The sequence below is a fragment of the Pseudomonas sp. Pdm06 genome (assembly GCF_014851795.1).
Classification (GTDB): domain Bacteria; phylum Pseudomonadota; class Gammaproteobacteria; order Pseudomonadales; family Pseudomonadaceae; genus Aquipseudomonas; species Aquipseudomonas fluorescens_AA.
The window spans coordinates 216,886-241,701 of the sequence record NZ_JACVAH010000005.1 but is presented as its reverse complement, the minus strand read 5'-3'; the positions used below and the strand labels follow the sequence as shown (position 1 = coordinate 241,701).

26 protein-coding genes are annotated in these 24,816 nt (G+C 59.9%); 9 read left to right on the top strand and 17 right to left on the bottom strand.

The genetic code is table 11. The annotated features are described in order from the left end of the window. Positions 1 to 16: 16 nt before the first annotated feature. The 10 genes from astD to acs all read right to left on the bottom strand — a co-directional run bounded on the left by astD (position 17) and on the right by acs (position 12,259). On the bottom strand, positions 17 to 1,486 hold the full coding sequence (gene astD, locus IB266_RS11125; RefSeq protein WP_177431697.1) for a succinylglutamate-semialdehyde dehydrogenase: 1,470 nt from the start codon (positions 1,484 to 1,486) through the stop codon (positions 17 to 19). Then, complete coding sequence (gene astA, locus IB266_RS11120; RefSeq protein WP_060741009.1) at positions 1,483 to 2,508, bottom strand: arginine N-succinyltransferase; 1,026 nt, start codon at positions 2,506 to 2,508, stop codon at positions 1,483 to 1,485. The genes astD and astA overlap by 4 nt, the downstream gene beginning before the upstream one ends. Positions 2,509 to 2,551: 43 nt before the next feature. Beyond that, positions 2,552 to 3,571, bottom strand: a complete 1,020-nt coding sequence (gene aruF, locus IB266_RS11115; protein ID WP_003178851.1) for an arginine/ornithine succinyltransferase subunit alpha — start codon at positions 3,569 to 3,571, stop codon at positions 2,552 to 2,554. A gap of 200 nt (positions 3,572 to 3,771) precedes the next feature. Next, positions 3,772 to 4,992: an aspartate aminotransferase family protein gene (locus IB266_RS11110; protein WP_192261211.1), complete on the bottom strand. Its 1,221-nt coding sequence runs from the start codon at positions 4,990 to 4,992 to the stop codon at positions 3,772 to 3,774. Between the two features lie 378 nt (positions 4,993 to 5,370). Beyond that, positions 5,371 to 6,351: a GlxA family transcriptional regulator gene (locus tag IB266_RS11105; protein ID WP_060741007.1), complete on the bottom strand. Its 981-nt coding sequence runs from the start codon at positions 6,349 to 6,351 to the stop codon at positions 5,371 to 5,373. 113 nt (positions 6,352 to 6,464) lie between these two features. After that, on the bottom strand, positions 6,465 to 7,229 hold the full coding sequence (locus IB266_RS11100; RefSeq protein ID WP_060741006.1) for an ABC transporter ATP-binding protein: 765 nt from the start codon (positions 7,227 to 7,229) through the stop codon (positions 6,465 to 6,467). 56 nt (positions 7,230 to 7,285) lie between these two features. After that, positions 7,286 to 7,984 (bottom strand): ABC transporter permease, encoded by a 699-nt coding sequence (locus tag IB266_RS11095; RefSeq protein WP_192261210.1) that lies wholly within the window; start codon positions 7,982 to 7,984, stop codon positions 7,286 to 7,288. Beyond that, positions 7,981 to 8,670, bottom strand: coding sequence for an ABC transporter permease (locus IB266_RS11090; RefSeq protein WP_060741004.1), 690 nt, complete (start codon positions 8,668 to 8,670; stop codon positions 7,981 to 7,983). Before IB266_RS11090 ends, IB266_RS11095 begins: the two co-directional genes overlap by 4 nt. A 90-nt stretch (positions 8,671 to 8,760) precedes the next feature. Further along, the gene (locus IB266_RS11085) at positions 8,761 to 9,534 is read right to left on the bottom strand and encodes an ABC transporter substrate-binding protein (protein ID WP_072408612.1); all 774 of its coding nucleotides are present in this window, start codon (positions 9,532 to 9,534) and stop codon (positions 8,761 to 8,763) included. A 769-nt stretch (positions 9,535 to 10,303) separates the two neighbouring features. Beyond that, positions 10,304 to 12,259, bottom strand: a complete 1,956-nt coding sequence (acs, locus tag IB266_RS11080; RefSeq protein ID WP_060741002.1) for an acetate--CoA ligase — start codon at positions 12,257 to 12,259, stop codon at positions 10,304 to 10,306. A 446-nt stretch (positions 12,260 to 12,705) separates the two neighbouring features. Between acs and IB266_RS11075 the strand changes: the two genes are divergently transcribed. From IB266_RS11075 to IB266_RS11060, 4 genes are all read left to right on the top strand, one after another. After that, the gene (locus tag IB266_RS11075) at positions 12,706 to 12,969 is read left to right on the top strand and encodes a DUF2790 domain-containing protein (RefSeq protein WP_192261209.1); all 264 of its coding nucleotides are present in this window, start codon (positions 12,706 to 12,708) and stop codon (positions 12,967 to 12,969) included. Between the two features lie 489 nt (positions 12,970 to 13,458). Continuing rightward, the gene (locus tag IB266_RS11070) at positions 13,459 to 14,706 is read left to right on the top strand and encodes a ribonucleotide-diphosphate reductase subunit beta (RefSeq protein ID WP_024776511.1); all 1,248 of its coding nucleotides are present in this window, start codon (positions 13,459 to 13,461) and stop codon (positions 14,704 to 14,706) included. 390 nt (positions 14,707 to 15,096) lie between these two features. Continuing rightward, a complete protein-coding gene (locus tag IB266_RS11065) occupies positions 15,097 to 15,606 on the top strand; it encodes a Bro-N domain-containing protein (protein WP_192261208.1) in 510 nt (169 codons plus the stop codon). Between the two features lie 147 nt (positions 15,607 to 15,753). Then, positions 15,754 to 15,912, top strand: a complete 159-nt coding sequence (locus IB266_RS11060; RefSeq protein WP_192261207.1) for a DNA-binding protein — start codon at positions 15,754 to 15,756, stop codon at positions 15,910 to 15,912. 111 nt (positions 15,913 to 16,023) lie between these two features. Here the strand turns inward: IB266_RS11060 and IB266_RS11055 are convergent, their stop codons facing one another. Continuing rightward, a complete protein-coding gene (locus IB266_RS11055; protein ID WP_225613489.1) occupies positions 16,024 to 16,374 on the bottom strand; it encodes a helix-turn-helix domain-containing protein in 351 nt (116 codons plus the stop codon). Continuing rightward, entirely contained in the window at positions 16,371 to 17,687 is a 1,317-nt protein-coding gene (locus tag IB266_RS11050) for a type II toxin-antitoxin system HipA family toxin (RefSeq protein ID WP_192261205.1), read from the bottom strand. The genes IB266_RS11055 and IB266_RS11050 overlap by 4 nt, the downstream gene beginning before the upstream one ends. Before the next feature lie 322 nt (positions 17,688 to 18,009). Here IB266_RS11050 and IB266_RS11045 point away from each other — a divergent pair, with 322 nt between their 5' ends. Continuing rightward, positions 18,010 to 18,996: a hypothetical protein gene (locus IB266_RS11045; RefSeq protein ID WP_192261204.1), complete on the top strand. Its 987-nt coding sequence runs from the start codon at positions 18,010 to 18,012 to the stop codon at positions 18,994 to 18,996. An 18-nt stretch (positions 18,997 to 19,014) separates the two neighbouring features. Here IB266_RS11045 and IB266_RS11040 read toward each other — a convergent pair whose 3' ends face one another. Continuing rightward, a complete protein-coding gene (locus tag IB266_RS11040; RefSeq protein WP_192261203.1) occupies positions 19,015 to 19,233 on the bottom strand; it encodes a hypothetical protein in 219 nt (72 codons plus the stop codon). A 220-nt stretch (positions 19,234 to 19,453) separates the two neighbouring features. Here IB266_RS11040 and IB266_RS11035 point away from each other — a divergent pair, with 220 nt between their 5' ends. Continuing rightward, the gene (locus tag IB266_RS11035) at positions 19,454 to 19,771 is read left to right on the top strand and encodes a helix-turn-helix domain-containing protein (RefSeq protein ID WP_060740988.1); all 318 of its coding nucleotides are present in this window, start codon (positions 19,454 to 19,456) and stop codon (positions 19,769 to 19,771) included. A 17-nt stretch (positions 19,772 to 19,788) separates the two neighbouring features. Here IB266_RS11035 and IB266_RS11030 read toward each other — a convergent pair whose 3' ends face one another. Continuing rightward, positions 19,789 to 20,847, bottom strand: a complete 1,059-nt coding sequence (locus IB266_RS11030; protein ID WP_192261202.1) for an MBL fold metallo-hydrolase — start codon at positions 20,845 to 20,847, stop codon at positions 19,789 to 19,791. Between the two features lie 189 nt (positions 20,848 to 21,036). Here IB266_RS11030 and IB266_RS11025 point away from each other — a divergent pair, with 189 nt between their 5' ends. Next, positions 21,037 to 21,645 carry a TetR/AcrR family transcriptional regulator gene (locus tag IB266_RS11025; RefSeq protein WP_192261201.1) on the top strand — a complete coding sequence of 203 codons (609 nt, stop codon included), beginning with the start codon at positions 21,037 to 21,039 and terminating at the stop codon, positions 21,643 to 21,645. Between the two features lie 28 nt (positions 21,646 to 21,673). On the opposite strand, the gene IB266_RS11020 is transcribed toward IB266_RS11025, so the two are convergent. After that, positions 21,674 to 22,207, bottom strand: a complete 534-nt coding sequence (locus tag IB266_RS11020; protein ID WP_192261200.1) for a DUF1003 domain-containing protein — start codon at positions 22,205 to 22,207, stop codon at positions 21,674 to 21,676. Between the two features lie 93 nt (positions 22,208 to 22,300). Then, the gene (locus IB266_RS11015) at positions 22,301 to 23,248 is read right to left on the bottom strand and encodes a LysR family transcriptional regulator (protein ID WP_192261199.1); all 948 of its coding nucleotides are present in this window, start codon (positions 23,246 to 23,248) and stop codon (positions 22,301 to 22,303) included. A gap of 14 nt (positions 23,249 to 23,262) precedes the next feature. On the opposite strand from IB266_RS11015, the gene IB266_RS11010 reads away from it, so the two are divergent. Next, entirely contained in the window at positions 23,263 to 23,973 is a 711-nt protein-coding gene (locus IB266_RS11010) for a CTP synthase (protein ID WP_192261198.1), read from the top strand. Next, the gene (locus IB266_RS11005) at positions 23,970 to 24,284 is read left to right on the top strand and encodes an antibiotic biosynthesis monooxygenase family protein (RefSeq protein ID WP_192261197.1); all 315 of its coding nucleotides are present in this window, start codon (positions 23,970 to 23,972) and stop codon (positions 24,282 to 24,284) included. Before IB266_RS11010 ends, IB266_RS11005 begins: the two co-directional genes overlap by 4 nt. A 190-nt stretch (positions 24,285 to 24,474) precedes the next feature. Here IB266_RS11005 and IB266_RS11000 read toward each other — a convergent pair whose 3' ends face one another. Further along, a complete protein-coding gene (locus IB266_RS11000) occupies positions 24,475 to 24,801 on the bottom strand; it encodes a DUF2025 family protein (protein ID WP_060740982.1) in 327 nt (108 codons plus the stop codon). Between the last annotated feature and the right edge of the window lie 15 nt (positions 24,802 to 24,816).

Sequence of the window (24,816 nt, the reverse complement as noted above, 5' to 3'; positions counted from 1 at the left end):
GCCCGCGATGGCGGTCTCAAGACATGCGCACACCGGGGGTCAGGGCAGCCGGCATGACAAGGCTCGGGGTCTCCAGGGACGCCACCGGGTACGCGCAATAATCGGCCGCGTAATAAGCACTGGCGCGATGGTTGCCCGAGGCACCGACACCGCCGAACGGGGCGCTGCTGGCGGCGCCGGTCAGCTGTTTGTTCCAGTTGACGATACCGGCGCGGCTCTGCAGCCAGAATTGCTGGTAACGCGCCTGGGAATCGGACAGCAACCCGGCGGCCAGGCCGTATTGCGTATTGTTGGCCTCGGTGATGGCGGCGGCGAAGTCCGTGTAGCGGATCACTTGCAGCAACGGCCCGAACAGCTCTTCATCAGGACGCTCGGCCACCGCCGTCACATCCAGGATACCCGGCGTCAGCAATGCCGCCTGGGGCTGCGGCTGGGTCATGGCCAACAGCGGCACGGCGCCTTTGCCGAGCAAATGGTTTTGCGCATCCATCAGCGCCTTCGCCGCGCCCAGGGAAATCACCGAACCCATGAACGGTGCCGGTTGCTGGTCGAAGGCACCGACTTCAAGGGTCGAGCTGACCGCCACCAGGCGCGCCAGCAAGGCATCGCCCCACGGGCCTTGCGGCACCAACAGGCGACGCGCACAGGTGCAGCGTTGGCCAGCAGAAATGAACGCAGACTGGATGATGGTGTAGACCGCCGCGTCGACGTCCGCCACCTCATCCACCACCAGCGGGTTATTACCGCCCATTTCCAGCGCCAGGATCTTGTCCGGGCGGCCAGAGAACTGTTGATGCAACAGATTGCCGGTGCGGCTGGAGCCGGTGAAGAACAGCCCGTCGATGCCCGGGTTCGCCGCCAGGGCGATACCGGTTTCCCGCGCGCCTTGCAGCAGGTTCAGCACACCCGCCGGCAGACCGGCCTCGACCCAGCACTTGACCGTCAGCTCGGCGACTTTCGGCGTCAGCTCGCTCGGCTTGAACAACACGCTGTTGCCGGCCAGCAGCGCTGGCACGATGTGGCCATTGGGCAAGTGACCAGGGAAATTGTAGGGGCCGAAGACGGCCACCACGCCGTGGGGTTTGTGGCGCAGCACGGCGGTGGCGTCACCCAGGGGGCCGCTCTTCTCGCCGGTCCGCTCGCGGTAGCTCTGCACCGAAATGGCGACTTTGTTGACCATGCTGGTCACTTCGGTCGCCGCTTCCCACAACGGCTTGCCGGTTTCTTCACCGATGCACTGGGCCAGTTCGTCAGCGTGGCTTTTCAGGGCCGCGGCAAAAGCTTCCAGCACCTGGATGCGTTCATCCAGCGAGCGCCGTGCCCAGTCCGGGAACGCCTGGCGCGCGGCCTGCACCGCCGACTCCACTTGCGCCGCCGTGGCGCCGTTGCCCGACCACAACACCTGCTGGGTCACGGGGTTCAACGACTCAAAGAGGTCGCCCTGGCCTTCCAGCCAGCTACCTGCGATGTACAACGAATTCATCATTTCGACTCCCGGGCAGCGGACAACGCAACGGCACGCACCTGGTCGCCGGCATTGAGTTGAAGACGCTTGGCGGTCAGCGGATCGACCACCAGAGTGCCTGCGGCGAAGCGCGCCGGTGCAGCGGTGATGCGGCAGTCTTCGCGCTTGCGGTTATGAATGAGGAACGGCGTGGCGTCATCGCCCGGCGTGCCGATGGCCAGCACCAGCGCCTGGCTGTCGCGAATCGCGCGGATCTTGCCGGTCTCGCACTCCACCGCCGGGCCGGCGTCGAAGATATCGACGTAACCCTGATAGCTGAAACCTTCGCTCTTGAGCATCGACAAGGCCGGTTCAGTGTCCGGATGAACCTGGCCAATCACGGCCCGGGCACCTTCGGACAGGAAACAGGTGTACAGCGGGAATTTGGGCATCAGTTCAGCGATGAATGCCTTGTTGCCCACGCCGGTGAGGTAATCGGCCTGGCTGAACTCCATTTTGAAGAAGTGCCGGCCCAGGCTTTCCCAGAACGGCGAACGTCCGTTGTCGTCGGACATGCCGCGCATCTCGGCAATGATCTTGTTGCCGAACAACTGCGGGAACTCGGCGATGAACAACAGCCGCGCCTTGGCCAGCATCCGGCCATTGAGGCCACTGCGGTAGTCGGCGTGGAGGAACAGCGAGCACAGCTCGGAATTGCCGGTCAGGTCGTTGGCCAGGAACAGGGTCGGGATTTCCCGATAGATGTTCAATTCCTGGGAAGCGCTGACCGTCAGGCCGACCCGAAAGTTGTACCAGGGCTCACGCAGCCCCACGGCACCGGCGATGGCGGAAATGCCCACCACGCGACCGTCATCGTCTTCGAGCACGAACAGGTAGTCCGCATCACCGCGCCCGGCTTCGCCGCGAAAGGTCTTCTCGGCCCAACCGACCCGATGGGCCAGGCGCTCTTCATTGGCCGGCAAGGTGGTCAGGCCGGTGCCCGTGCTGCGGGCCAGGGCGATCAGAGCGGGTAAATCGCTGCTGCGTACGGGACGAACGATCATGCTATCTCCTCAAACGGGCCGCTTGCGCCACCCGCGAAACTCATTAAACCGCCACCAGGCGCACGCTGGCGCCTTCGCCAACGCCCAAGGCTTCGGCCGCTTCCATATCCAGGGTCACCGGTTTGCCCGGCGCGTAGTCGAGTTCGAGCAGCACGGCGCGGTAATCCTGCAACTGGGCATTGGCCACCAGGTATTGGCGGCCGGCGCCCTTGACCGGTTCGCCGATCTTCACCGGCACCACGCGGCTCTGGGCGATCGAGCGGATGCCCGAGACGCGGGCATGCAGGGTCGGGCCACCGTCGAAGATGTCGATGTAGTGATCGGTCTCGAAACCCTCGCGCATCAGGATGTCGAAGGTGATCTGCGCCCGCGGATGCACCTGGCCCATGGCTTCTTGGGCGGCATCCGGCAACAGCGGCACGTAGATCGGGTAATGGGGCATCAGCTCGGCGAGGAAGGTACGGCTCTTCAGCCCGCACAGGCGCTCGGCGGCGGCGTAGTTGAGGTCGAAGAAGTTGCGACCGATGGCGTCCCAGAACGGCGAATCGCCATTCTCATCGCTGTAGCCGACGATCTCGGTCACCACCGAATCGGCGAACCGCTCCGGATGGCTGGCGACGAACAACAGCCGCCCCCGTGAATTGAGTTCCGACCATGGCGAACCCACCAGTTCCGGAACCACGTAGAAACTGGTCAGCAGGCTGTTGCCGGTCAGGTCGTGGCATTGGGAGAGCACGTGGATCTTGTTGTGGATCTTCAGCTCACGGGAGGCGTGAACGAAGGTCTCGTTGCGAAAGCTGTAGAACGGTTCGGAATAACCGGCCGACGCGACGATGGCCGAACAGCCCGCCAGCTTGCCGGTCGCGGTGTCTTCGAGGACGAAGAAATAGCTTTCTTCGCCGTTGAAGCTGACTTCAGCGGCAAACGAGGCTTCGCTTGCGGCGATCTTGTCGCTCAGGCGTTCCACGTCATCCGGCAAGGAAGTGACACCGATCGGACTGTCCGCAGCCAGACGCTGTACCTCGCCCAGATCCGCCATTTGCGCGGGGCGCATCACCAGCATGGTGTCACTCCTTAACTTGAAATAAAGGGTTCGACCATTGGGTCGATACACAGAAAAAAATACTGACTCCCTGTGGGAGCAAAGCTTGCTCGCGATGCAGGCAATGAGCTCTACCTGTCAAACCGAGGCGATCCCATCGCGAGCAAGCTCAGCTCCCACAAGAACCTGGCTCCCCATGGAGCCGGTTCAGCTTTTCGGGATCAGGACTGGGTCAGCTTCGCCGCAGCCCGCTCGAAGCGGTCCAGGCCGGCGTCGATGTCGGCGTCTTCCACCACCAGGCTCGGGGCGAAGCGAATCACGTCCGGGCCGGCTTGCAGGATCATCAGGCCTTCCTGTTCGGCGGCGTTGAAGATGTCCTTGGCCTTGCCTTTCCAGGCATCGTTCAGCACGCAGCCGATCAGCAGGCCCAGGCCACGCACTTGGGTGAACAGGCCGTACTTCTCGCCGATCTGTTCCAGGCGCGCCTTGAACTTGGCGTGCTTGGTTTTGACACCACCGAGCACCTCAGGCGTATTGACCACATCGATCACCGCTTCGGCCACTGCGCAGGCCAGCGGGTTGCCGCCATAGGTGGTGCCGTGGGTGCCGACCACCAGGTGCTTGGCCAGGGCTTCGGTGGTGAGCATCGCCGCAATCGGGAAACCACCGCCCAGGCTCTTGGCGCTGGTGAGGATGTCCGGGACCACGCCGTAATGCATGTAGGCGAACAGATGACCGCTGCGGCCCATGCCGGTCTGCACCTCATCGAACACCAGCAGCGCGTCGTGGGCATCGCACAAGTCACGGGCGCCTTGCAGGTAGGCCTGCTCGGCCGGCAGCACGCCGCCCTCGCCCTGGATCGGCTCCAGCACCACGGCGCAGGTCTTGTCCGAGACAGCGGCTTTCAACGCGGCCAGGTCGTTATAAGGAACGTGGGTGATGCCAGTAATTTTAGGTCCGAAACCATCGGAGTACTTCGACTGCCCGCCGACGTTGACGGTGAACAGGGTGCGACCGTGGAAGCTATTGAGCGCGGCGATGATTTCGTATTTTTCGCTGCCGAAACGATCGAACGCAACGCGACGGGCCAGCTTGAAGGCGGCCTCGTTGGCTTCGGCGCCGGAGTTGCAGAAAAACGCGCGCTCGGCGAACGTCGCGTTGACCAGCTTGTGGGCCAGGCGCAGGGCCGGCTCATTGGTAAAGACGTTGGAGACGTGCCACAGCTTGTTGGCCTGTTCGGTCAGTGCGCCGACCAGCGCCGGGTGGGCGTGGCCCAGTACGTTGACTGCAATGCCGCCAGCAAAGTCGATCAACTCACGACCGGATTGGTCCCATACGCGGGAACCGGCACCACGCACAGGTATGAAGGCAGCAGGTGCATAGTTGGGAACCATAACCTGGTCGAAATCGGCGCGTTGTACCGCGGCTTGCTCAACGGACATCGGAGTCTCCTGATGAGGAACACCCGCCTGGAACTGGCGGGCTTGGTAAGGATTGTAAGGACAGTTTTCAGCCCGGCCTTGCCGCCAAGCGACAACTTCTTATAGCGCCAACCCACGTTTTGCGCGGGTTTACGGCAATGCGACAAATAGCGTCGCAAAGGCGCAGTTTAAACGTTGCCAAGGGATTTGAGGCGCCTGCCTCGAGATTTGATTCAGAAGCTTTCCCTTGCCAGGCACTTGCGGCAAAGGGACTTACCTGTGGGAGCAAAGCTTGCTCGCGATGAACGATGACTCGGTTAGCCTGCACAAATGTGGCGCCTGCATCGCGGGCAAGCCTTGCTCCCACAGATTCCCTTGCTGCCGGGAAGTTGTGCCAGCCTAGCCCCGCTCGGACGGCACCGAGGACAATTCGAACGGGCTGCTGCTGCGTCGCTGGTTGCGGTCTTCCCGCGGCGTGGCGCCGAAGAAGTTGCGGTAGGCGCTGGAGAAGTGTGGCCCCGAGGAGAAACCGCAGGACAGGCCGATCTGGATGATGGATTTGCTGGTCTGCATCAACATCTGCCGGGCCTTGTTCAGGCGCAACTCCAGGTAATACTGGCTGGGCACGCGATTGAGGTATTGCTTGAAGATCCGCTCCAGTTGCCGGCGGGATACACACACATGCTGGGCGATTTCGTCGGTGGTCAGCGGCTCTTCGATATTGGCTTCCATCAGCAGCACCGCCTGGGTGAGCTTTGGATGGCTGGAACCGAGGCGGTTCTGCAACGGGATGCGCTGGCGCTCGCCGCCTTCACGAATGCGCTCGACCACCAACTCTTCCGACACCGCGCCGGCCAGCTCCGCACCGTGATCCCGGGCCAGGACCGCCAGCAACAGGTCCAGCACCGACATGCCGCCGCAAGCGCTCAGGCGATCGCGATCCCAGTCAAACAGATGACTGGTGGCGATGACCTTGGGGAAACGTTCGGAGAAGTCGTCCTGCCAACGCCAATGCACAGCGGCACGGTAACCGTCGAGCAAACCCAGCTGGGCCAAGGGATAGACACCCGCCGACAAACCACCGATCACGCAACCGGCACGCACCAGTTGCTTGAGGGCGCTGCTCAGGGGCGAGGCCAGTGCGGTCGGCGGCTCATCGGCCAGCAGGAACAGCTTCTGGAACCCCTCGAGCTTGCCGGCCCAAGGTTCGCCCGGCAATTGCCAGGCGCCGGCGGCCGGTGGCTCGGCCTGCAGGAACGACAGCTCGTAGACCACATCCGGATGCACCCGCTGAGCGACACGCAAGGCCTCCTCGGCCAGCGCCAGCGTCAAGGCTTTAGTGCTGGGCCAAATCAGGAAACCTATTCGATGGGCAGTCATGGCGGGCGATCCGAAGCGAAAACAGTGTTAAAGCCAAAAGCGGCTGCAACCAAATTAGACCATCTGGCGCGCGGTGCGCAGCATGACCCAAATCAGGTGCGTAACGGGAGCGATTACTTGAGGCTGCCCGAAAGAAATTGTTGCAGGCGCTCCGATTGCGGATTGACCAGCACTTCACGTGGGTTGCCGCTTTCTTCGACGATGCCTTTGTGCAGGAACACCAGTTGGTTCGAGACCTCGCGGGCAAAGCCCATTTCGTGAGTCACCACCACCATGGTCCGACCTTCCACGGCCAGGGCCTGCATCACCTTGAGCACGTCGCCCACCAGCTCCGGGTCCAGCGCCGAGGTCGGCTCGTCGAACAGCATCACCTCAGGCTCCATCGCCAGCGCACGGGCAATCGCCACGCGCTGCTGCTCGCCGCCGGACATATGGCCCGGGTAGGCATCCTTGCGATGGGCCACGCCGACCTTGTTCAGGTAGTGCTCGGCCTTCTCCCGCGCTTCAGCCTTGGCCACGCCCAGCACATGCACGGGCGCCTCCATGATGTTTTCCAGCGCGGTCATGTGGGACCACAGGTTGAAATGCTGGAACACCATCGACAGCCGCGAACGCATGCGCTGCAGTTGCTTGGGGTCCGCGGCCTTCATGGCGCCATCCTTGCCGGCGACCAGTTTCAGCTCTTCGTTGTTGAGCAGAATCTTGCCGGCATGGGGTTGCTCGAGCAGGTTGATGCAACGCAGGAAGGTACTCTTGCCGGAGCCACTGGAGCCGATGATGCTGATCACATCGCCAGCGGCGGCCTTCAGGGACACGCCCTTGAGCACTTCGTGACTGCCATAGCGTTTATGCAGGTCTTGGACTTCAAGCTTGTACATGCGGTCGGTTCTCACAAAACGTCAGTCGTTGAGCAGTCGATCGGATCGATGCGTTATCAGTGCTTGCGCGGGGCCAGGTAACCCAGCCAGCGGCGCTCGGCCAGTTTGAACAGGCGCACCAGAATGAAGGTCAGGCACAGGTAGAAAGCGCCGGCCGTGATGTAGGCCTCGAACGGCAAGTAATACTGCGCATTCACCGTGCGCGCCGCGCCGGTGATGTCGATCAGGGTCACGATGGATGCCAGGCTGGTGGTCTGCAACATCATGATCACTTCGTTGCTGTATTGCGGCAGCGCCCGACGCAAGGCCGACGGCAGCAGGATCCGGCGATACAGCTTGTAGCGCGACATGCCCATGGCCTTGGCCGCTTCGATCTCACCATTGGGCGTGGCCCGCAGGCTGCCGGCGATGATTTCGGCGGTGTAGGCGCTGGTGTTGATGGCGAACGCCAGGCACGCACAGAACGTCGCGCTGGACAGCCACGGCCAGAGGAAGCTTTCGCGCACGATCGCGAACTGCGCCAGCCCGTAGTAGATCAGGAACAGCTGCACCAGCATCGGCGTGCCGCGGATCACGTAGGTGTAGAGCCAGGCCGTCATGTTGACGAGCGGCTGCTTGGACACCCGCATCAGCCCCAGGGGCAACGCCGCCAGCAGGCCGAAGAACAGCGACAGGGCCAACAATTTGAGGGTGGTCAGCAAGCCACTGAAATACAGCGGCAAGGCTTCATAGATGACGTTGTAGTCGAAGATCATAGATCAGCCGCCCTTACGCCTACCGAGTAGCGCTTCTCAAGGTGACGCAACGCCAGCAACGAGACACTGGTGATCACCAGGTACATCGCCGCCACTGCGAGGAAGAAGGTGAAAGGCTCGCGAGTGGCATCCGCCGCCTGCTTGGCCTTGAACATCATGTCTTGCAGGCCCACCACGGAAATCAGCGCGGTAGCCTTGGTCAATACCAGCCAGTTGTTGGTGAAGCCCGGAATCGCCAGGCGAATCATCTGCGGCACCAGCACCCGGAAGAACACCTGGAAGCCACTCATGCCGTACGCCATGCCCGCCTCGGCCTGGCCCTTGGGAATCGCCATGAATGCACCGCGAAAGGTCTCCGACAGGTACGCACCGAAGATGAAGCCCAGGGTGCCGATACCGGCCGCCAACGGATTCAGGTCGATGTAGTCGTCATAGCCGAGCATCGGTGCCACGCGATTGAGCAAGTCCTGGCCGCCGTAGAAAATCAGCAGGATCAGCACCAGGTCGGGAATGCCGCGAATGACCGTGGAATACAGGTCGCCCAGCCACGCCAGCCAGCGCACCGGAGAAAGGCGCAACGCAACGCCGATCAAACCCAGGACGATGGCCAGGGCCATGGACGACAAGGCGAGCTCAAGCGTCAACCATGCGCCATCGAGGATGACAGCCCCGTAGCCTTTCAACATGATTCAGGTCCTCGAAAGTGGGATGAAAAAATGGCGCAAACCGCAGAGATCCTGTTGCTTGCGCCATTTCGCACGAGTGGCGGGACGTCGTTACTTGCCGTAGATATCGAAAGCGAAGTATTTGTCCTGGATTTGCTTGTACTTGCCGTTCTCGCGGATGGCGGTGATCGCGCCATTGATCTTGTCTTTCAGCGCATCGCCCTTGCGAACCGCGATACCGATGCCGTCGCCGAAGTATTTCTCGTCGGTGAAGGCTGGACCTACGAATGCGAAGCCCTTGCCGGCATCGGTCTTGAGGAAGCCGTCATCCAACAGGGTAGCGTCTGCCACGGTGCCGTCGAGGCGGCCGGCGGCGACGTCCAGGTAGATTTCGTTCTGCGAACCGTACGGCTTGATCTCGGCACCCAGCGGGGCCAGGACTTCACGGGCGAAACGCTCGTGGATCGAACCGCGCTGCACGCCGATGTTCTTGCCCTTGAGCTCGGCCAGGTTGTCGCTGACCTGGGTACCGGCCTTCATCACCAGACGGGCCGGGGTGTTGTAGTACTTGTTGGTGAAATCAACGGACTTCTTGCGATCTTCAGTGATGGACATGGACGACAGGATCGCGTCGATCTTGCGCACCTTCAGCGCCGGTATCAGACCGTCGAATTCTTGCTCGACCCATACGCACTTGACCTTCATTTCTTCGCACAGCGCATTGCCGATGTCGTAGTCGAAGCCGACGATGCTGCCATCCGGGGCTTTCGAGGCGAACGGAGGGTAAGCCGCTTCGATACCAATCTTCAGGGGTTTCTCATCAGCGAAGGTCGGCAGGGACAGCACGGACAGTGCCAGGGCGCCAAGCAGCACAAGTTTCTTCATCTTGGGACTCCATCGGTAAAGGGCAAAAACGGCAGAGTGAGCAACAGCCCAATATGCGAATGGGTGGAACGAACGTGGGTGCTGCGTCCTGGGAAGCTCACGGTTTATCCAACGCGAGCCACGACGAGCGAGTGATCGGCATTCTAACGACAGGCCCGAAGCCGATATTTCTTCAATGCGACAACAAATTACAGAAGCACCGAGAAAGCGGTTCGAGCACATTGACAGCCCCGCAAATTCATGCAAGAGCAAAAGAAGGGAAACCGATCTATGCTGCAAATAGCGGGCCCATTATTCGCAAACCCTTCTAATCCGGCAAGCACAGCGTGTCGGCTTATTTTCCGGAACGCCCGGAGCCGCCCTGTAACGGGGCTTCGCGTTTCACATCGCCCCGTTGTGGCGCCTTTGGTTACACATTTCGAAACACCGGTAACGTTCGGACACCTCCTACTTTAAACGCCGATATTTATTCATTCGCCGAACCTGTGGCGAGGGAGCTTGCTCCCGCTGGGCTGCGAAGCAGCCCCAAAGCCAGGCACCGCGGTCGTTCGAACCCCCAACCTGTGGCGAGGGGATTTATCCCCGTTGGGCTGCGAAGCGGCCCTAAAACCAGGCAACTCGGTGTATCAGGAAGAATGAGTCGGGGATCTTGGGGCTGCTTCGCAGCCCAGCGGGGATAAATCCCCTCGCCACAAAGGCCATGCGACGCGCACAAAAAAGCCCCGCCAGGCAAATGCCAGGCGGGGCTTCTTGAGGTCACAAACCGCCGTCAGGCAACGTTCATGGTCTTGTGCGTCTCGATCAAGTGCGCCACCACACCCGGGTCGGCCAGGGTGGAGATATCACCCAACCCGTCGTATTCCGCCGTGGCGATCTTGCGCAGGATGCGGCGCATGATCTTGCCGGAACGGGTCTTCGGCAGCCCTGGTGCCCACTGGATCACATCCGGCGAGGCAATCGGACCGATCTCCTTGCGCACCCAGTTCTTCAGTTCCAGGCGCAGGGCCTCGCTGGTTTCTTCGCCGGCATTGAGGGTGACGTAGACATAGATGCCCTGCCCCTTGATGTCGTGCGGCACACCCACCACCGCCGCTTCGGCGACTTTCGGGTGGGCGACCATGGCGCTCTCGATCTCGGCCGTGCCCATGCGGTGGCCGGACACGTTGAGCACGTCATCCACTCGACCGGTGATCCAGTAGTAGCCGTCCTCGTCGCGACGGGCGCCGTCACCGGTGAAGTACATGCCGCTGAAGGTCTTGAAGTAGGTGTCGACGAAACGGTCATGATCGCCGTACAGCGTACGCGCCTGGCCTGGCCACGAATCGAGGATCACCAGGTTGCCTTCGGCCGCGCCTTCGATCAGGTTGCCGAGGTTGTCCACCAGCGCCGGCACCACACCAAAGAACGGGCGAGTGGCCGAACCCGGCTTCAACGCCGTGGCGCCTGGCAATGGGCTGATCAGCACGCCACCGGTCTCGGTCTGCCACCAGGTGTCGACGATCGGGCAACGTTCCTTGCCGACATTCTTGTAGTACCAGTCCCAGGCTTCCGGGTTGATCGGCTCGCCCACCGAACCCAACAGGCGCAGGCTGCTGCCATCGGCGCCTTCGACAGCGGCGGTGCCCGAGGCCATCATCGCGCGGATAGCCGTCGGCGCGGTGTAGAGGATGCTGACCTTGTGCTTGTCGATGACCTTGGCCACCCGGGTGATGTCCGGGTAGTTCGGCACGCCTTCGAACAGCAGCGTGGTCGCGCCATTGGCCAGCGGGCCGTAGACGATATAGCTGTGGCCGGTGACCCAGCCCACGTCGGCGGTGCACCAGTAGACCTCGCCCGGCTTGTAGTCGAACACCCGCTCATGGGTCAGCGCCGCGTACAGCAAATAGCCGGCCGTGGTGTGCTGCACGCCCTTGGGCTTGCCGGTGGAACCGGAGGTGTAGAGAATGAACAGCGCTTCCTCGGCGCCCATTTCCTTCGGCGCGCAAACGGTGCCGGCCACCTTCATCAGGTCTTCGTACCAGATGTCGCGGTGCTGGTTCCACTTGATGTTGCCAGCCGTGCGCTTGCACACGATGACTTTCTGGATGCTGCTGGTTTCCGGGTTGGTCAGCGCGTCATCGACGTTGGCCTTGAGCGGGATCTTCTTGCCGGCGCGAACGCCTTCGTCGGCGGTGATCACCACTTTGGATTTGCAGTCGATGATCCGGCCGGCCAGTGCTTCCGGCGAGAAGCCGCCGAACACCACCGAGTGAATCGCACCGATCCGGGTACAGGCCAGCATCGCGACCACGGCCTCAGGGATCATCGGCATGTAGATGGTCACCACGTCGCCGCGATGCACGTCCTGGCCACGCAGGGCGTTGGCGAACTTGCAGACTTCTTCGTGCAGCTCGCGATAGGTGATGTTGCGGCTCTCGGACGGGTCATCGCCCTCCCAGATAATCGCAATTTGATCGCCGCGCTCGGCCAGGTGACGGTCGAGGCAGTTATAGGACACGTTCAAGGTGCCGTCGGCGAACCACTTGATATCGACATGGTGATCGTCGAAGGAGGTCTGTTTCACCGTGGTGAACGGTTTGATCCAGTCGAGGCGCTTGGCCTGCTCGCGCCAGAAGCCATCCGGGTTGACGACCGACTGCTGATACATCGCCTTGTAGGTCGCCTCGTCAGTCAACGTACTGGCCGCAACCTCGGGGCGAACGGGATACAGAGAAGCCGCACTCATCTTTCTTACCTCGGAGACATAGTTGTTTTTGTATGGTCCCGTTGTAGCCCGGGGCGGGCCTATAGAACCATTCGACGATGGTAGTAACAAGTCCCTACAAAATGTCGGTACTAACGTGCAACCCCGCTCCCGCCAGGCTTTCCCTGTGTAGCAGCCGAGCCTGTGGGAGCCGAGCTTGCTCGCGATGGCGGCAGCACATCCAACATAGATACGGCAGACAATCCCCTCACCTGCAGCGATTATTACCAGATCAACCAACAGTGTTTATCAAAACCAAGGCTTTTTGCGCCCAGCCCCACTCCCTAAAATTCATCTCGCCAACCGGCAAACACGATTAACGCAACACAGCCCCCACGAAGGCCGTTAATCCAACTTCCAATACACGTTCCACACGCAACCCCAAAAAGGTTGCGTGACCCCACTCGACCTCAAGAAAGGTGAATCAGATGAAAGCTTTATGGGTTCTGGTCCTCGGCAGCCTGTGCGCCACCGCGATGGCGGATGAGGCCCCGACCGATGTTGCACAGCAAAAACCGGCCATTGAGGAGTACACCTACTCCACCCACCTGGACATCGCCAAGGTCATCTCCATGAGCGACATCCCGAATGTCTGCGAAGTGGTCCCAGCCAAGATGGAATACGACGACTCCAAGGGCCAGCGCCATATCCTGCGCTACAGCATCATGGGTAACGGCTGCTCCAACGGCTGATCACAACTGGCAATTTCCATGGCCCGATTTCGCTCGGGCCTGGTTGTGTCTGGAGCCACCAAAAACGCCCTACAAACACAACATGTAGTGCAAAACCGCAAAAAACGCTGGTTTTTTGATCAAAAAAATCTGCGATCCGCTTCATGCAAAAAAAATCTTAAGCGGCCAAAGCCTTGTAAACCCTCGCTCCCACGCGGATATGTCACCCGCCACCCCTTCTGTGAGCTATTTCGCCGCACCACGTAGGCAAAAAAGTCCTTATAATGCCGCCTTAAACGGGCCTGCAATATTCCCTTACAGGGGATCACGCTTACTTGGAGCCTACGCAGAGGCCAATCGCCTCCTCGCGTTCACCGCAGCTCCGGAATGACCCGTACATTTTTCTGTTTATTGCCTGCGTCAGCTGCTGCAACAAACGATTTTTCAAGATCCACCGCGGCCAGTAGGCCTTCATCGGGCATCTGGCCCTCACGCAGGAGACGACACGTCATGCTGAGCTGGGACGAATTCGACAAAGAAGACGGCGAAGTTGCTGTAAAAGGCGCCAACGCCGGCCACGCTTCTGAAGCCAACATGGACCGCCTCGACAGCGCCGGCGGTGCCGCCGCCCTCGAAGCCCGGGCCGTGACGGCCAGCGACTCGGCCGCGATCATTCGCGCCAAGGCCGCCCTCGACAAACTCGACGTCGCCGAAGGCCTCGCCGAACTCGAAGGCGCCTCCGCCCGTGTCGCCGTCGATGAAAAGCGCATGATCAACTGCCGCGCCGACCTCAACCAGCTCGTACCTTTCAAATATGACTGGGCCTGGCAGAAGTACCTGGACGGCTGCGCAAACCACTGGATGCCGCAAGAAGTCAACATGACCGCCGACATCGCCCTCTGGAAAAACCCGGAAGGCCTGACCGACGACGAGCGCCGCATCGTGATGCGCAACCTGGGCTTCTTCTCCACCGCCGACTCCCTGGTTGCCAACAACCTGGTCCTGGCCGTGTACCGCCTGATCACCAACCCGGAGTGCCGCCAGTACATCCTGCGCCAGGCCTTCGAAGAGGCGATCCACACCCACGCCTACCAGTACTGCATCGAATCGCTGGCCATGGATGAAGGCGAGATCTTCAACATGTACCACGAGATCCCATCGGTCGCGAAAAAAGCCGCCTGGGGCTTGAAATACACCCGTTCGATCTCCGATCCGAAGTTCGAAACCGGCACCCCGGAAACCGACAAAGAGCTGCTGCGCAACCTGATCGCCTACTACTGCGTCCTGGAAGGCATCTTCTTCTACTGCGGCTTCACCCAGATCCTCTCCATGGGCCGCCGCAACAAAATGACCGGCGTCGCCGAGCAGTTCCAGTACATCCTGCGCGACGAATCCATGCACCTGAACTTCGGCATCGACGTGATCAACCAGATCAAAATCGAAAACCCGCACCTGTGGGATGCCGAAATGAAGGAAGAAGCGACCCAGATGATCCTGCAGGGTACGCAGCTGGAGATCGAATACGCCCGCGACACCATGCCTCGCGGCGTGTTGGGCATGAACGCGGCGATGATGGAAGACTATCTGAAGTTCATCGCTAACCGTCGCCTGTCGCAGATTGGTCTGAAGGAAGAGTATCCAGGGACGACTAACCCGTTCCCTTGGATGAGCGAGATCATGGACTTGAAGAAAGAGAAGAACTTCTTTGAGACGCGAGTGATTGAGTATCAGACGGGTGGGGCTTTGAGCTGGGATTGATTCGAAAGAAGAATCCTGTGTTGCACGCGTAACTGAAAACCCCGTGAAAACGGGGTTTTTTGTATTCAACGGAAGCAAAGCCGCGTTTAACTTCAGGACCGGCACACCACCTCTGCCCTACGAAAAACTCAGAATCCTTCCGCATTGACGCCGTATCGCCTCGTTACCTATCTTAGTTGCAGGTGCCTAAGAAACGCCCAACGTAGTAGCTAATCGCCAACCATAGAACCGCATGTTGTCTAAGAACATGAGCAATTCTGTGTAGGAAATAGCTTGTTGGGATTTTTCTTACATCCTCTACGTCGGGCTCGCGCCGCTAACCTTCGAACGTAGAGGTAGTTATGCCCACAAGAACGCAGCTCTGGTCTCCGTATACCTCGGAGACCCATCATGCCTGATGCTTACATTCCGGCGGTTTTCACCCGTCACAACCTCCATCTTCATGCCCTATTGGTTGAAAACCAGGCTTGGTTCAGCGCCTCCGACTTGGGACGCTTGATGAGCAAGCACCTCGATGAGCGCATGACCCGCAAGCTTGATCCTGACCAGCGCCGGATGATGCTTGTGCATGTCCACGGTTTGACCGAGGAACGTCTGATGCTGAGCGAGTCGGGCGTTTATGCGTTGCTGGTTTATCACTACTGTCCCGAGTACCGGTTGCTGCGTGAGTGGATCACGCATCAGGTAGTGCCTACGCTGCGGGATGAGCGCTGCTCACATAAGGTGGAGCGTCCTACGTTGAGCGTGCTGGATTGGCCGAAGATGTCGCTCTGCATGCTGCACTGGCAGGATGAGCCATGGATTCGCTTGCGGGATATGCCGGCAGTGCTGGTGGATGATCCGTTTAATCAGCATGAATCCTGGTGGCGGAAGGCGTCGCGGGTTTTGCGAGGGTTTTGACCTGGTGATGAGATGCCGTCGTCCGTGTTTGGACGGCGGTTTTTGTTGGTGATATGGGATTGGGGCTGCTGCGCAGCCCAGCGGGAGCAAGCTCCCTCGCCACGGGGATGGGGTAAGGCTTGAGTCCAACTTTTACTGGAGATACTAATGACTAACGAATTCAAAAGTGAGGCCTTCGAGTCGATTCACAACTCGGCTGAAGCGCTGCTGAAGATCGGCGCTATCGACGAGACGACCATGGGGGTGTTCGACGAGGCCTGTATTGCTGAGGCGCCTCTTGAAATCCCGCCTGCTCAGATCGAGTGAATCTGGCTACTGGATCTGGAACGGGCCATCACTCATTCGGTTGAGCCCTTGTCGCTATCCTTGACCTTTCCAGTGGCTCGCAGAGCGGCCTCTTTACGCAAGCTAACCCGCCTACTTACGCCGAGGCTTAGTCCCACGAATCGGCGCATTAGAAACAGCCTTGTCCTGCCCAAGCGGCGGCGTATAAATAGTTTGGGGCGCGATGGTCAGCCCGAGGCGCAGTCCAAACTTCCTCAGGATGGAGTCAATGGTGCTGAGGGTTGGATTGCCCTTGTCCTTCTCGATCTGGTACAGGGCCTTGGTCGACATCTTGCACATCAATGCAAAGGTGTCCTGGTCTAAACCGGTCACCTCGAGCCGTAGCCGACGAACGGCGGTTCCCAGGGTTTCGTTCCCCATCGCATGTTGCATTGCGATGTCCTCGATGATTTCCTTGCGCCGTTCGTGGGTGTCCTCTTTCATCGAAGCCCCCATTCAGCCAGGCGCTTATCCAGATTGTTCAGCGGAACAGACTGAGCACGTCTCACTTCCGCCGGTAGATCGACCAGCAGATCCGGCAAGGCTCGAAACGTTTCGGCAGCTCCGAGCAGACGTTCGAAGAGCACATCAACGCCTACCACGTCCTGGAAGTAGCCGCAGATCGCTTTCCAGTCTGGATTTCCCATATGCTCGGACTTCCATTTGGTGGCACGGGTAACGCCTTCCGGGTCGAGCACCATCGGCGCAAGGTCGTAGATCGGCGCCAGGTCGAATCTGTTCCGATACCTGAAGATCGCCATGTTGCGCCCATGGTTGTCGGAGTTCCCGAGGACACGGTTGAGCAGGTCGCGACGCAGGTACTCGAATATCAGTTCCTCCAGCTCGCCATGCTGCCCATTCACGCGCCACAGTTGGATCAGGCGGTTAAGCACATCCTCATGGTTCATCCTCGAACCCGGTTCGGTGTTCTTGCACAGCGAATAGATCGATTCGACCGGAATTCTTTCCACCACGCCATCAGCGACCCGCCGATCGAAACGCGGCATCCACAGGCTTGGCTTATCGGCTTCCTCGAGTACAAGTCTATCGGTTGATATCGTGTTCAAACCAAGCTGAGAGATCGCTTTGTAATAGTGGTACTCCGTTCGAAGGATGTTTTTGTCGCGCTCAGAGGCTTGGTTGCGAGCAAACTTCACCAGCCAATGGCGGCGCGCGAGCTCGTCGGGAAGCATGGCGTCGGCGTACAGAGCTCCGTCCTTTCCTTCGACCATAATCAGCTTCGGCGCCTCTCCCTGGGCCCCCGTGGCGCCACCTAGAGCAGCGCCGGATTCGTAGGCGTACTCGAGAAAGTCACTTGTCCTGTCTACAACCTCTTTGCGGGCAAACGCCTCCTTGCGAGTCTGATCGATTTGTTCAAAAGACTCCTTAATCCGCAAGTGACCTATGGGCGATGGGGTGCAGCGGCTCAGAAGGAAAAAACTCATGTCCATGCCTTCTGGCCTTTCTCCACCGAATCGCCGCTGCAACGATTTACGGGCGGCACCCGCCGGTATGATGTCGTAGATGAAGGGGGGATACCCTTTGCTATCGATATGCGTCCAGCTCAGCGGGAGGTTAGCGCTGATGGCGAGTTCAAATGGGGTATCCAGTTTGTCGATGAAGTCGACCAGATAGTGCTGGTCGTAGAATAGGGCGCATCGCGACTCATCCACGTTCTGAACATTCGACGTGGAAAGCTTCATTGCATCGCACCAATGGCCTCCAACGAACGTCTGAATGGTCAGCTGTCCTGACATGGTAGGGTCCTGCAATCGGAACTATGATGCCGGCATTCTGGCTAAATTCGTTATTTCCGGCAATATAATTCTGATTTAATCAAGAACCCTGCAAATAATCGGTATTATGATACTGATTAATTTGGGGCTGCTGCGCAGCCCAGCGGGAGCAAGCTCCCTCGCCACAGGGTCATCGTCAAGTTGGAGGAATATCAATAACGTCTCGGACCCTGTCCATAGTCGGGGCATTGCTACAAATTTGCTCTGATCTTAAAACAGTCAGTGCAACCCTCCCCGCCTCCCGCTATTAATACCCTTCTCCCCTCAAGGACCCGAGCCCGTCATGAAATTCGACCTCGCCTACTGCCTCAGCCTCGACGACAAGCTGTCGATCTATGACGTACGCGATCTGAATTTCGACGAGACGGTGGCGTTCGATTCCGCGAAAGAACAGTTCCAGTGCCCCAACGATGCCTGTCGAATGGCGTTTAATGCGGCGAATGTGTTGGGGACGTTCAACGCCAAGAATGTGAATTACGTGCGCACGCCGCACTTCAAGAACATCCCCAGCACCCGACATATCGAGGGTTGTCCTTATGTCAGCCTGAAGGCACCGGCGTCGGGCCTGGAAGCGGATGGGGCGGAAGCGGATGACGGGCGGGAGGAGCATTTCCCTTCGGAGTTGTTGCTGACTCGGCGTGAGTATGTGCGCAAGCCGTCCAGCCCGACGGTGGCGGCGGACGTGATGCGCGATGAGCGCCTGCCTTCAGCCGCCAGTCATGACGAGCACCCGGGCCGTGACTCGGCGCCGGACAAGACCCATGTCTTCGCCCACCCGGTGGAATGTTTCGTCTCGAATTTCGATAACAAGGATCTGCTCAAGCGCATGCCGCTGAAGATTGGCGAGCACACGGCGCCCTATGGATCGTTCTTCAAGAAGATCGACTACTTGCAGGACAACAAGGGCTTGATCTACTGGGGCAAGATCAAGGAGATCAAGGATTACACCCTGAGTTTTCGCATCGATTTCGAAGCAAAGGTCTGGTTCAAGCAACCGGACGAAACAAAGAAGAAGCCTTACTCAGTCAATGTTTACCTGAGCAAGAAGCTGATCGACAACTACCGCAAGCGCAAAGCGTTCCTGGAAGAAATCAAGCACGCCATCGACAGTGACGCGTCGTTGTATTGCTTCTTTTATGGCGTGACACCGGAGTTCAAGCAGGTGCCGAGCAAGAAAAAACCCGACCAGACGTTCGGGGTGTTCAGTGCCAATATCGAGAACCTGGACCACTTCATTATTCGGGAGGCGCCCGGGTTGGCCGCCGAGTGAAAGCTCGACGTCCGCGACTCAAAAATCTGCGTCTGCGCGCACCATGGCCTTGTATCGCTCGCGCGCAACCACGATATCGGCGTCATTGGCACCGCAATAGTGCTTGAGCCAATGCATCAACATCTCTTCGTTCGGCACGATGTAACCCTTTTGGCCCCTGATGCTCTTGATCATTCTGTTGAGCCACCCGCCCCATTGACTGGCCTCGATCTCGTCCGAAGGCAAGTCGCTTTCCATCGCCAAGTCCTTGTCCCGACTGCGCATCAGGCGGTAGAGAGTCAGGTATCGAGCGTGAGCCGATAAAGCTTCATTCTGAGCAACGGTTTGGCGATCCGGTATCCGGCCGATCCAAGGTGTGACCGCTGGTCATCAATCAAAAAATTGGGATTGATCCGGGCCGAAAACAACTGTACAAAAACACAGTACTTTTTTGAATCCCACAGCTTTGGAGCATCCCATGGCCTCTCTCGCAATCAAAACCACTCTGGAACGCATCGCTGTCTATCAATTCACCCCTGCTCACAGTGCGCAGGCCCGAGCCATGCTGGGTTGGAGTGTCGAGGAGCTGTCCCGGCAATCCGGCGTCTCGGTCCAGGCCATCCGCCGCTTCGAGGCCGGTGGCGAGCTGCTCGATGTAACCCGCTTGGCCCTGGCGTTTCGCCTGGAGGCCGAGGGGCTGGTGTTCTTCCCCGGCTTCGCACCGGGGCGCGGCATGAACATCAAGGGCGCGACGCCGGACCCGATGGGGCGGCCCGATTACGCGATGATCGAATAACACCGTCTGCGCAGGTGCTAGGCGATACCGGCCCGGTCCGGGTACGCCGAAGGTTCTACGTCCAGCCACCAGGCGCGGCCACGTTGCGGCTGCGCCAGGGTGAATGCTTCGCCCATTTGCGGAGTGGTGATGCACACGTTGCGCTCCCAGGCCAAGGCAAGGATGCGATCGAAGGGTTCATACCAGGCATGCATCGCCAGGTCGAACGTCCCGTTGTGGATCGGCAGCAGCCAGCGGCCCTTCAGGTCGATGTGAGCCTGCAGGGTCTGCTCCGGCTGCATGTGCACATGGGGCCAATCGACGTTATAGGCGCCGGTTTCCATCAGCGTCAGGTCGAAGGGGCCGTATTGTTCGCCGATGCGTTTGAAACCCTCGAAGTAGCCGGTGTCGCCACTGAAGAAAATTCGCGTGGCACCGTCGATCATCACCCACGAGGCCCATAAGGTGCTGTTGCTGTCGAACAGACCGCGACCGGAAAAATGCTGGGAGGGCGTGGCGATGAACTCGATGCCGTCCACCTCGGTGCCTTGCCACCAATCCAGTTGACGCACCTTGCTGGCATCGACACCCCATTTGATCAGGGTATCGCCCACGCCAAGGGGGGCCAGGAAGTGGCGAGTCTTGGCCGCCAACTTGAGGATGGCCTGATGATCGAGGTGGTCGTAATGATCGTGGGAAAGGATCACCGCTTCAATCGGCGGCAACTCTTCCAGGCTGATGGGCGGCTGATGAAAACGCTTGGGGCCGACCCATTGCACGGGTGAAGCACGTTCGGAGAACACCGGGTCGGTCAGCCAGAACTTGTCCCGCAGCTTGAGCAACACGGTGGAGTGACCGAGACGGAAGACGCTGTGATTCGGCGCGGCCAGCAACGCGGCGCGCGTCAGCGGTTGAACCTCGATGGCGCCCGCCGGCCGGGTAGCGCGCGGCTTGTGGAAGGTCATGTTCCAGATGATGCGCAGGGTCGTGCCGAACCCTTGCCGCGGAGTGAGGGCGTGATTGCGATACTTGCCCTGTTCGTGCCGGGATAAATGTTGGGCAGACGGGCTATCGGTCGAAAAAGAGGGAATGGTCATGGTGCGATAACTCCAAGGACGTCGTCGCAATTGCGCTTCGCCGTTGTGGGACGCTGGATGGCCGTTGCATGCACGCTCAGCCGTTTGACACAGAAACTACACCACTCGGTGTAGTTTCTAGATTGCATGAATGCCGGGAGCAAGTAAACTGCCGAGTGTAAGTTCTCTCTTCTCAACCGACGAATGCCCATGACCGTACCGCAGCGCCTTACCGAGCGAAAACGCGAAGCCATCCTCCAGGCCGCGATTGCTGAATTCCGTAGCAGCGGTTTCGAGATCACCAGCATGGACAAGATCGCGGCGACTGCCGGCGTATCGAAGCGCACGGTGTATAACCATTTCCCCAGCAAGGAAGAACTGTTTGCCGAAATTCTGAATCGGTTATGGAACAGCATTACCGCAGAACAGGACATGCCCTACAGCTCGCAAACGCCGCTGGGGGAGCAGCTTCAAACATTGCTGCAAGCCAAACTGCACCTGCTGGCGGACGAGAATTTCCTCGACCTGGCGCGCATCGCCATCGCCGCAACGATTCATTCCCCGGAGCGGGCCCAGAACATGGTGTCGCGCATGGGCCAGCGTGAAGAAGGCCTGACGGCCTGGATTCGCCAGGCCCAGGCCGATGGTCGGTTGAAGCCCGTGGAGCCGGCATTTGCCGCCCAGCAAATGCATGGGCTACTCAAGACGTTCGCCTTCTGGCCGCAGGTTTCGATGGGACAACCGAGCCTGACCCAGGAGGAGCAGGCCCGGGTGATCGAATCGGCCCTCGACATGTTCCTGAGTCGTTACCAGGCTTGATTGGCTGGCACATCCCGCTGGATGAGGGCTACTGCATCGATGGGTTGTGCACAACCTTCTGGTGCATTTCGGTGGTCAAGCTGTCGATACGCTCGGTCAACGCCTTGGTCATTTCCGTCAGGCGGGTGTTCTGCTCCAACAATTGAAGCAACTGCGCCGTGTTCTGCGCGGCCTGAGCCTGGCGCTCGCTGTTGGCGACGGCCAAGGCTTCGCGATGTTGCGCATCGGCTTCCGCCAGGGCCTTGTCCCGAGCGGCCTGCCGGGTTTGCGCCAGCAAAATCAGCGGGGCGGCATAGGCCGACTGCAGGCTGAAGGCCAGGTTCAGCAAGATGAACGGGTAAGCATCGAAGTGAAAGACCCCCGTCAGGTTCAGGCTGACCCATAGCAGCACGATCAAAGTCTGCGCACCGAGGAACATCGGCGTCCCGAAAAAACGCGCGAACGCCTCCGCCCTCAGCGCAAAACGGTCATTGCCAAAAGTCGGCGCCAGATGGGCGTGAGGGCGATGAAAACGCAAGTGGTCAACGGGTGCGGAGGGAGTGGTTTGGGAAGACTTCGTCATCGTGATGTTCTCTGCCAGGGCCTGGTGCTCAAGGCACTATAACCGTTGGGGGATTGTCATCCATTGAGTCATGCACAGCCTGCGCGTTAAAAGTCAGCGCCACCGCAGATTGCGCCCCAACTCATCGAACAAAGTCACCACCGAACGCAAGGCCCGGCAATCCGGGCGGGTCAGGAGCCACAGAGCCGTGTCATATCCCAGCAACGGCTCACCGATTGGCATCAGGCCCTGGTTTTCGTCGATCAGAAAGTCCGGCAACGCCGCCACCCCCAAACCAGCCCGCACCAGTTCGGTGACCGATAGCATGCTGTTGCAGCGATAGGCAGGCACTACGCCGGGTAAATGCTGACGACGCCAGGCCACGGTGGGGTGATCGGGGAGAAAATCGTCCGGCGCGATCCAGGTCATGGCGGCCAGGTCATCCACATTCGCCGGGCGCAGGTACGTGGCACCGGCACATACCCGGAACGTCACATTGCCGAGGTTGCGACCAACCAAATGCTCCGGCGGCGTACGGGTCAGTCGCAACGCGATGTCGGCATCCCGACGGCTGAGGTTGGCGAAGTCATTCGAGGTGCTCAACTCGAGGCTCAACGCCGGATAAGCAGGCATGAAACGCGCCAGCGCCGGCAGCAACAACGCTTGCAGGACCGAATCACTGCACGTCAGGCGCACCGTCCCGCTGATGACCTCACCGCCCTGCTCCACCCCCACCCGTGCCGCCTCCAAGGCCTGCTCGGCGCGCTCGGCTTGTCCAGCCAATGCCTGGGCCAGGCTCGTGGGCAAGTACCCGGAACGGCTTTTCTCGAACAAAGGCTGGCCCAGGGCTGCCTCCAGCCGACGTACCGAACGAAACACCGTGGACACGTCCACCTGCAGCAGCCGAGCGGCCCGGGCCAGCGAGCCACCTCGGACCAGCGCCAGGATCAGGGACAGATCGGAATAGTCCAGACGATAGTGCGCTGCTGCATTGATCATTTGGGTAAACGCCAATATTGATTGCGTGAACGCCAATCTATAGTGGCCACCAGGAATCAACAAGCGGCGAGCCTCCCATGGAAAAACAGCATCCGTTAAACATCGCCCTGGTCGGCGACCACGACCCACACATCACCGCTCACCGGGCGATCCCCCTCGCACTTGAGCTGGCAGGCGCACAAACCGGCCATGCCCTTCACTTGCAATGGCTGGCAACGCCGCTCATTACCGACAACGCTGTGCTGGAGGGTTTCGACGGTGTCTGGTGTGTGCCCGGCAGCCCCTACCAAAACGAAGCCGGCGCCTTGCAAGCCATTCGTTTTGCCCGCGAACAACATCGCCCTTTCCTGGGCACCTGCGGTGGTTTTCAGCATGCCGTGCTGGAATATGCCCGTCACGTGATGGGCTGGGTCGACGCCGTCCATGGTGAAACTTCTCCCGAGGCTGAACGGGCGCTGTTGACGCCGCTGAGCTGCGCCCTGGTGGAAACCATCGACAGCCTTCAACTCGAGGCGGGTTCGTTGATCGCCAAGGCCTATGGCCGACAGACAGCGTTCGAGGGCTACCATTGCCGCTTCGGGGTCAATCCGGAGTTTGAAAAAGACTTGCTGAGCCAGCGCCTGCACGCCGTCGCCCGGGATTCGGCCGGCGACCTGCGAGCGGTGGAGCTGCAGGACCATCCGTTCTTTGTCGCCACGCTGTTCCAGCCTGAACGAGCTGCGCTGGAAGGCCGGGTGCCGCCGCTGGTCCGCGTGTTTGTCGAAGCCTGCGCAAGGAAAATGCCATGAGCGCCCACTGTTACGCCGTGATTTTCACCTCCCAGCGTACCGAGGGGGACCAAGGCTACGCCGAAGCCGCCGAGCGCATGCTGGCCCTGGCTCGGGAGCAGCGCGGATTTTTAGGTGTCGAATCGGCCCGTGGCGACGATGGCCTGGGGATTACTGTGTCGTATTGGAGCAATGAAGCCGCGATCCTGGCCTGGAAGCAGCATCCCGAACACCGCGCGATCCGTGAGCGCGGTCGCTCAACCTGGTACACCCATTGCCATACGAGGGTGTGCAAGATCGAACGGGACTATGCCTTCCAACGCCAAACCTGATGCCAGGATACAAACCTGTGGGAGCGGGCTTGCTCGCGAAAGCGGCGGGTCAGCTTGCAGCGATGTTGAATGTGCCGACATCTTCGCGAGCAAGCCCGCTCCCACACTGAATCTCGGGTGTTCACAGATCTGCCTTCACCACAAATCCCCTGTGGGAGCTGAGCTCCCACAGTGTTTCTAGATCCTGGCCTCAGCCTTCCACCAACTGCCGCACCGCCACGATTTCCGGCAGATCGCTGCGGGCCATGTACACCCGCAAAGGTTCGGTGAGGTTGATGCGGTCGTCGATGTTCTGGTCCAGCAACAGCTGGATCCGCTCGCGCTTGAGGGCCATGGCGCCGTCTGCTGCGGGGGCCCAGACAAATTCGCTGGTGGGAATGATGCCGTCGTCGGCCACGTCCATGCCGAAGGCGTCTTCGCTGAACCGTACGATGTACTGGCCGGTCTTGCGGTTCAGGCCGACAAAACCCTTGAGCTGGTCGGCGGCCTGACAGATGAATGTCGAAGTGGTACGCATGGTAAACCTCATGGA

What these genes read in the sequence shown, in the direction of transcription:
- astD (WP_177431697.1), bottom strand. Translation starts at nt 1,486, where the DNA reads ATGATGAATTCGTTGTACATCGCAGGTAGCTGGCTGGAAGGCCAGGGC.
- astA (WP_060741009.1), bottom strand. Translation starts at nt 2,508, where the DNA reads ATGATCGTTCGTCCCGTACGCAGCAGCGATTTACCCGCTCTGATCGCC.
- aruF (WP_003178851.1), bottom strand. Translation starts at nt 3,571, where the DNA reads ATGCTGGTGATGCGCCCCGCGCAAATGGCGGATCTGGGCGAGGTACAG.
- IB266_RS11110 (WP_192261211.1), bottom strand. Translation starts at nt 4,992, where the DNA reads ATGTCCGTTGAGCAAGCCGCGGTACAACGCGCCGATTTCGACCAGGTT.
- IB266_RS11105 (WP_060741007.1), bottom strand. Translation starts at nt 6,351, where the DNA reads ATGACTGCCCATCGAATAGGTTTCCTGATTTGGCCCAGCACTAAAGCC.
- IB266_RS11100 (WP_060741006.1), bottom strand. Translation starts at nt 7,229, where the DNA reads ATGTACAAGCTTGAAGTCCAAGACCTGCATAAACGCTATGGCAGTCAC.
- IB266_RS11095 (WP_192261210.1), bottom strand. Translation starts at nt 7,984, where the DNA reads ATGATCTTCGACTACAACGTCATCTATGAAGCCTTGCCGCTGTATTTC.
- IB266_RS11090 (WP_060741004.1), bottom strand. Translation starts at nt 8,670, where the DNA reads ATGTTGAAAGGCTACGGGGCTGTCATCCTCGATGGCGCATGGTTGACG.
- IB266_RS11085 (WP_072408612.1), bottom strand. Translation starts at nt 9,534, where the DNA reads ATGAAGAAACTTGTGCTGCTTGGCGCCCTGGCACTGTCCGTGCTGTCC.
- acs (WP_060741002.1), bottom strand. Translation starts at nt 12,259, where the DNA reads ATGAGTGCGGCTTCTCTGTATCCCGTTCGCCCCGAGGTTGCGGCCAGT.
- IB266_RS11075 (WP_192261209.1), top strand. Translation starts at nt 12,706, where the DNA reads ATGAAAGCTTTATGGGTTCTGGTCCTCGGCAGCCTGTGCGCCACCGCG.
- IB266_RS11070 (WP_024776511.1), top strand. Translation starts at nt 13,459, where the DNA reads ATGCTGAGCTGGGACGAATTCGACAAAGAAGACGGCGAAGTTGCTGTA.
- IB266_RS11065 (WP_192261208.1), top strand. Translation starts at nt 15,097, where the DNA reads ATGCCTGATGCTTACATTCCGGCGGTTTTCACCCGTCACAACCTCCAT.
- IB266_RS11060 (WP_192261207.1), top strand. Translation starts at nt 15,754, where the DNA reads ATGACTAACGAATTCAAAAGTGAGGCCTTCGAGTCGATTCACAACTCG.
- IB266_RS11055 (WP_225613489.1), bottom strand. Translation starts at nt 16,374, where the DNA reads ATGAAAGAGGACACCCACGAACGGCGCAAGGAAATCATCGAGGACATC.
- IB266_RS11050 (WP_192261205.1), bottom strand. Translation starts at nt 17,687, where the DNA reads ATGTCAGGACAGCTGACCATTCAGACGTTCGTTGGAGGCCATTGGTGC.
- IB266_RS11045 (WP_192261204.1), top strand. Translation starts at nt 18,010, where the DNA reads ATGAAATTCGACCTCGCCTACTGCCTCAGCCTCGACGACAAGCTGTCG.
- IB266_RS11040 (WP_192261203.1), bottom strand. Translation starts at nt 19,233, where the DNA reads ATGGAAAGCGACTTGCCTTCGGACGAGATCGAGGCCAGTCAATGGGGC.
- IB266_RS11035 (WP_060740988.1), top strand. Translation starts at nt 19,454, where the DNA reads ATGGCCTCTCTCGCAATCAAAACCACTCTGGAACGCATCGCTGTCTAT.
- IB266_RS11030 (WP_192261202.1), bottom strand. Translation starts at nt 20,847, where the DNA reads ATGACCATTCCCTCTTTTTCGACCGATAGCCCGTCTGCCCAACATTTA.
- IB266_RS11025 (WP_192261201.1), top strand. Translation starts at nt 21,037, where the DNA reads ATGACCGTACCGCAGCGCCTTACCGAGCGAAAACGCGAAGCCATCCTC.
- IB266_RS11020 (WP_192261200.1), bottom strand. Translation starts at nt 22,207, where the DNA reads ATGACGAAGTCTTCCCAAACCACTCCCTCCGCACCCGTTGACCACTTG.
- IB266_RS11010 (WP_192261198.1), top strand. Translation starts at nt 23,263, where the DNA reads ATGGAAAAACAGCATCCGTTAAACATCGCCCTGGTCGGCGACCACGAC.
- IB266_RS11005 (WP_192261197.1), top strand. Translation starts at nt 23,970, where the DNA reads ATGAGCGCCCACTGTTACGCCGTGATTTTCACCTCCCAGCGTACCGAG.
- IB266_RS11000 (WP_060740982.1), bottom strand. Translation starts at nt 24,801, where the DNA reads ATGCGTACCACTTCGACATTCATCTGTCAGGCCGCCGACCAGCTCAAG.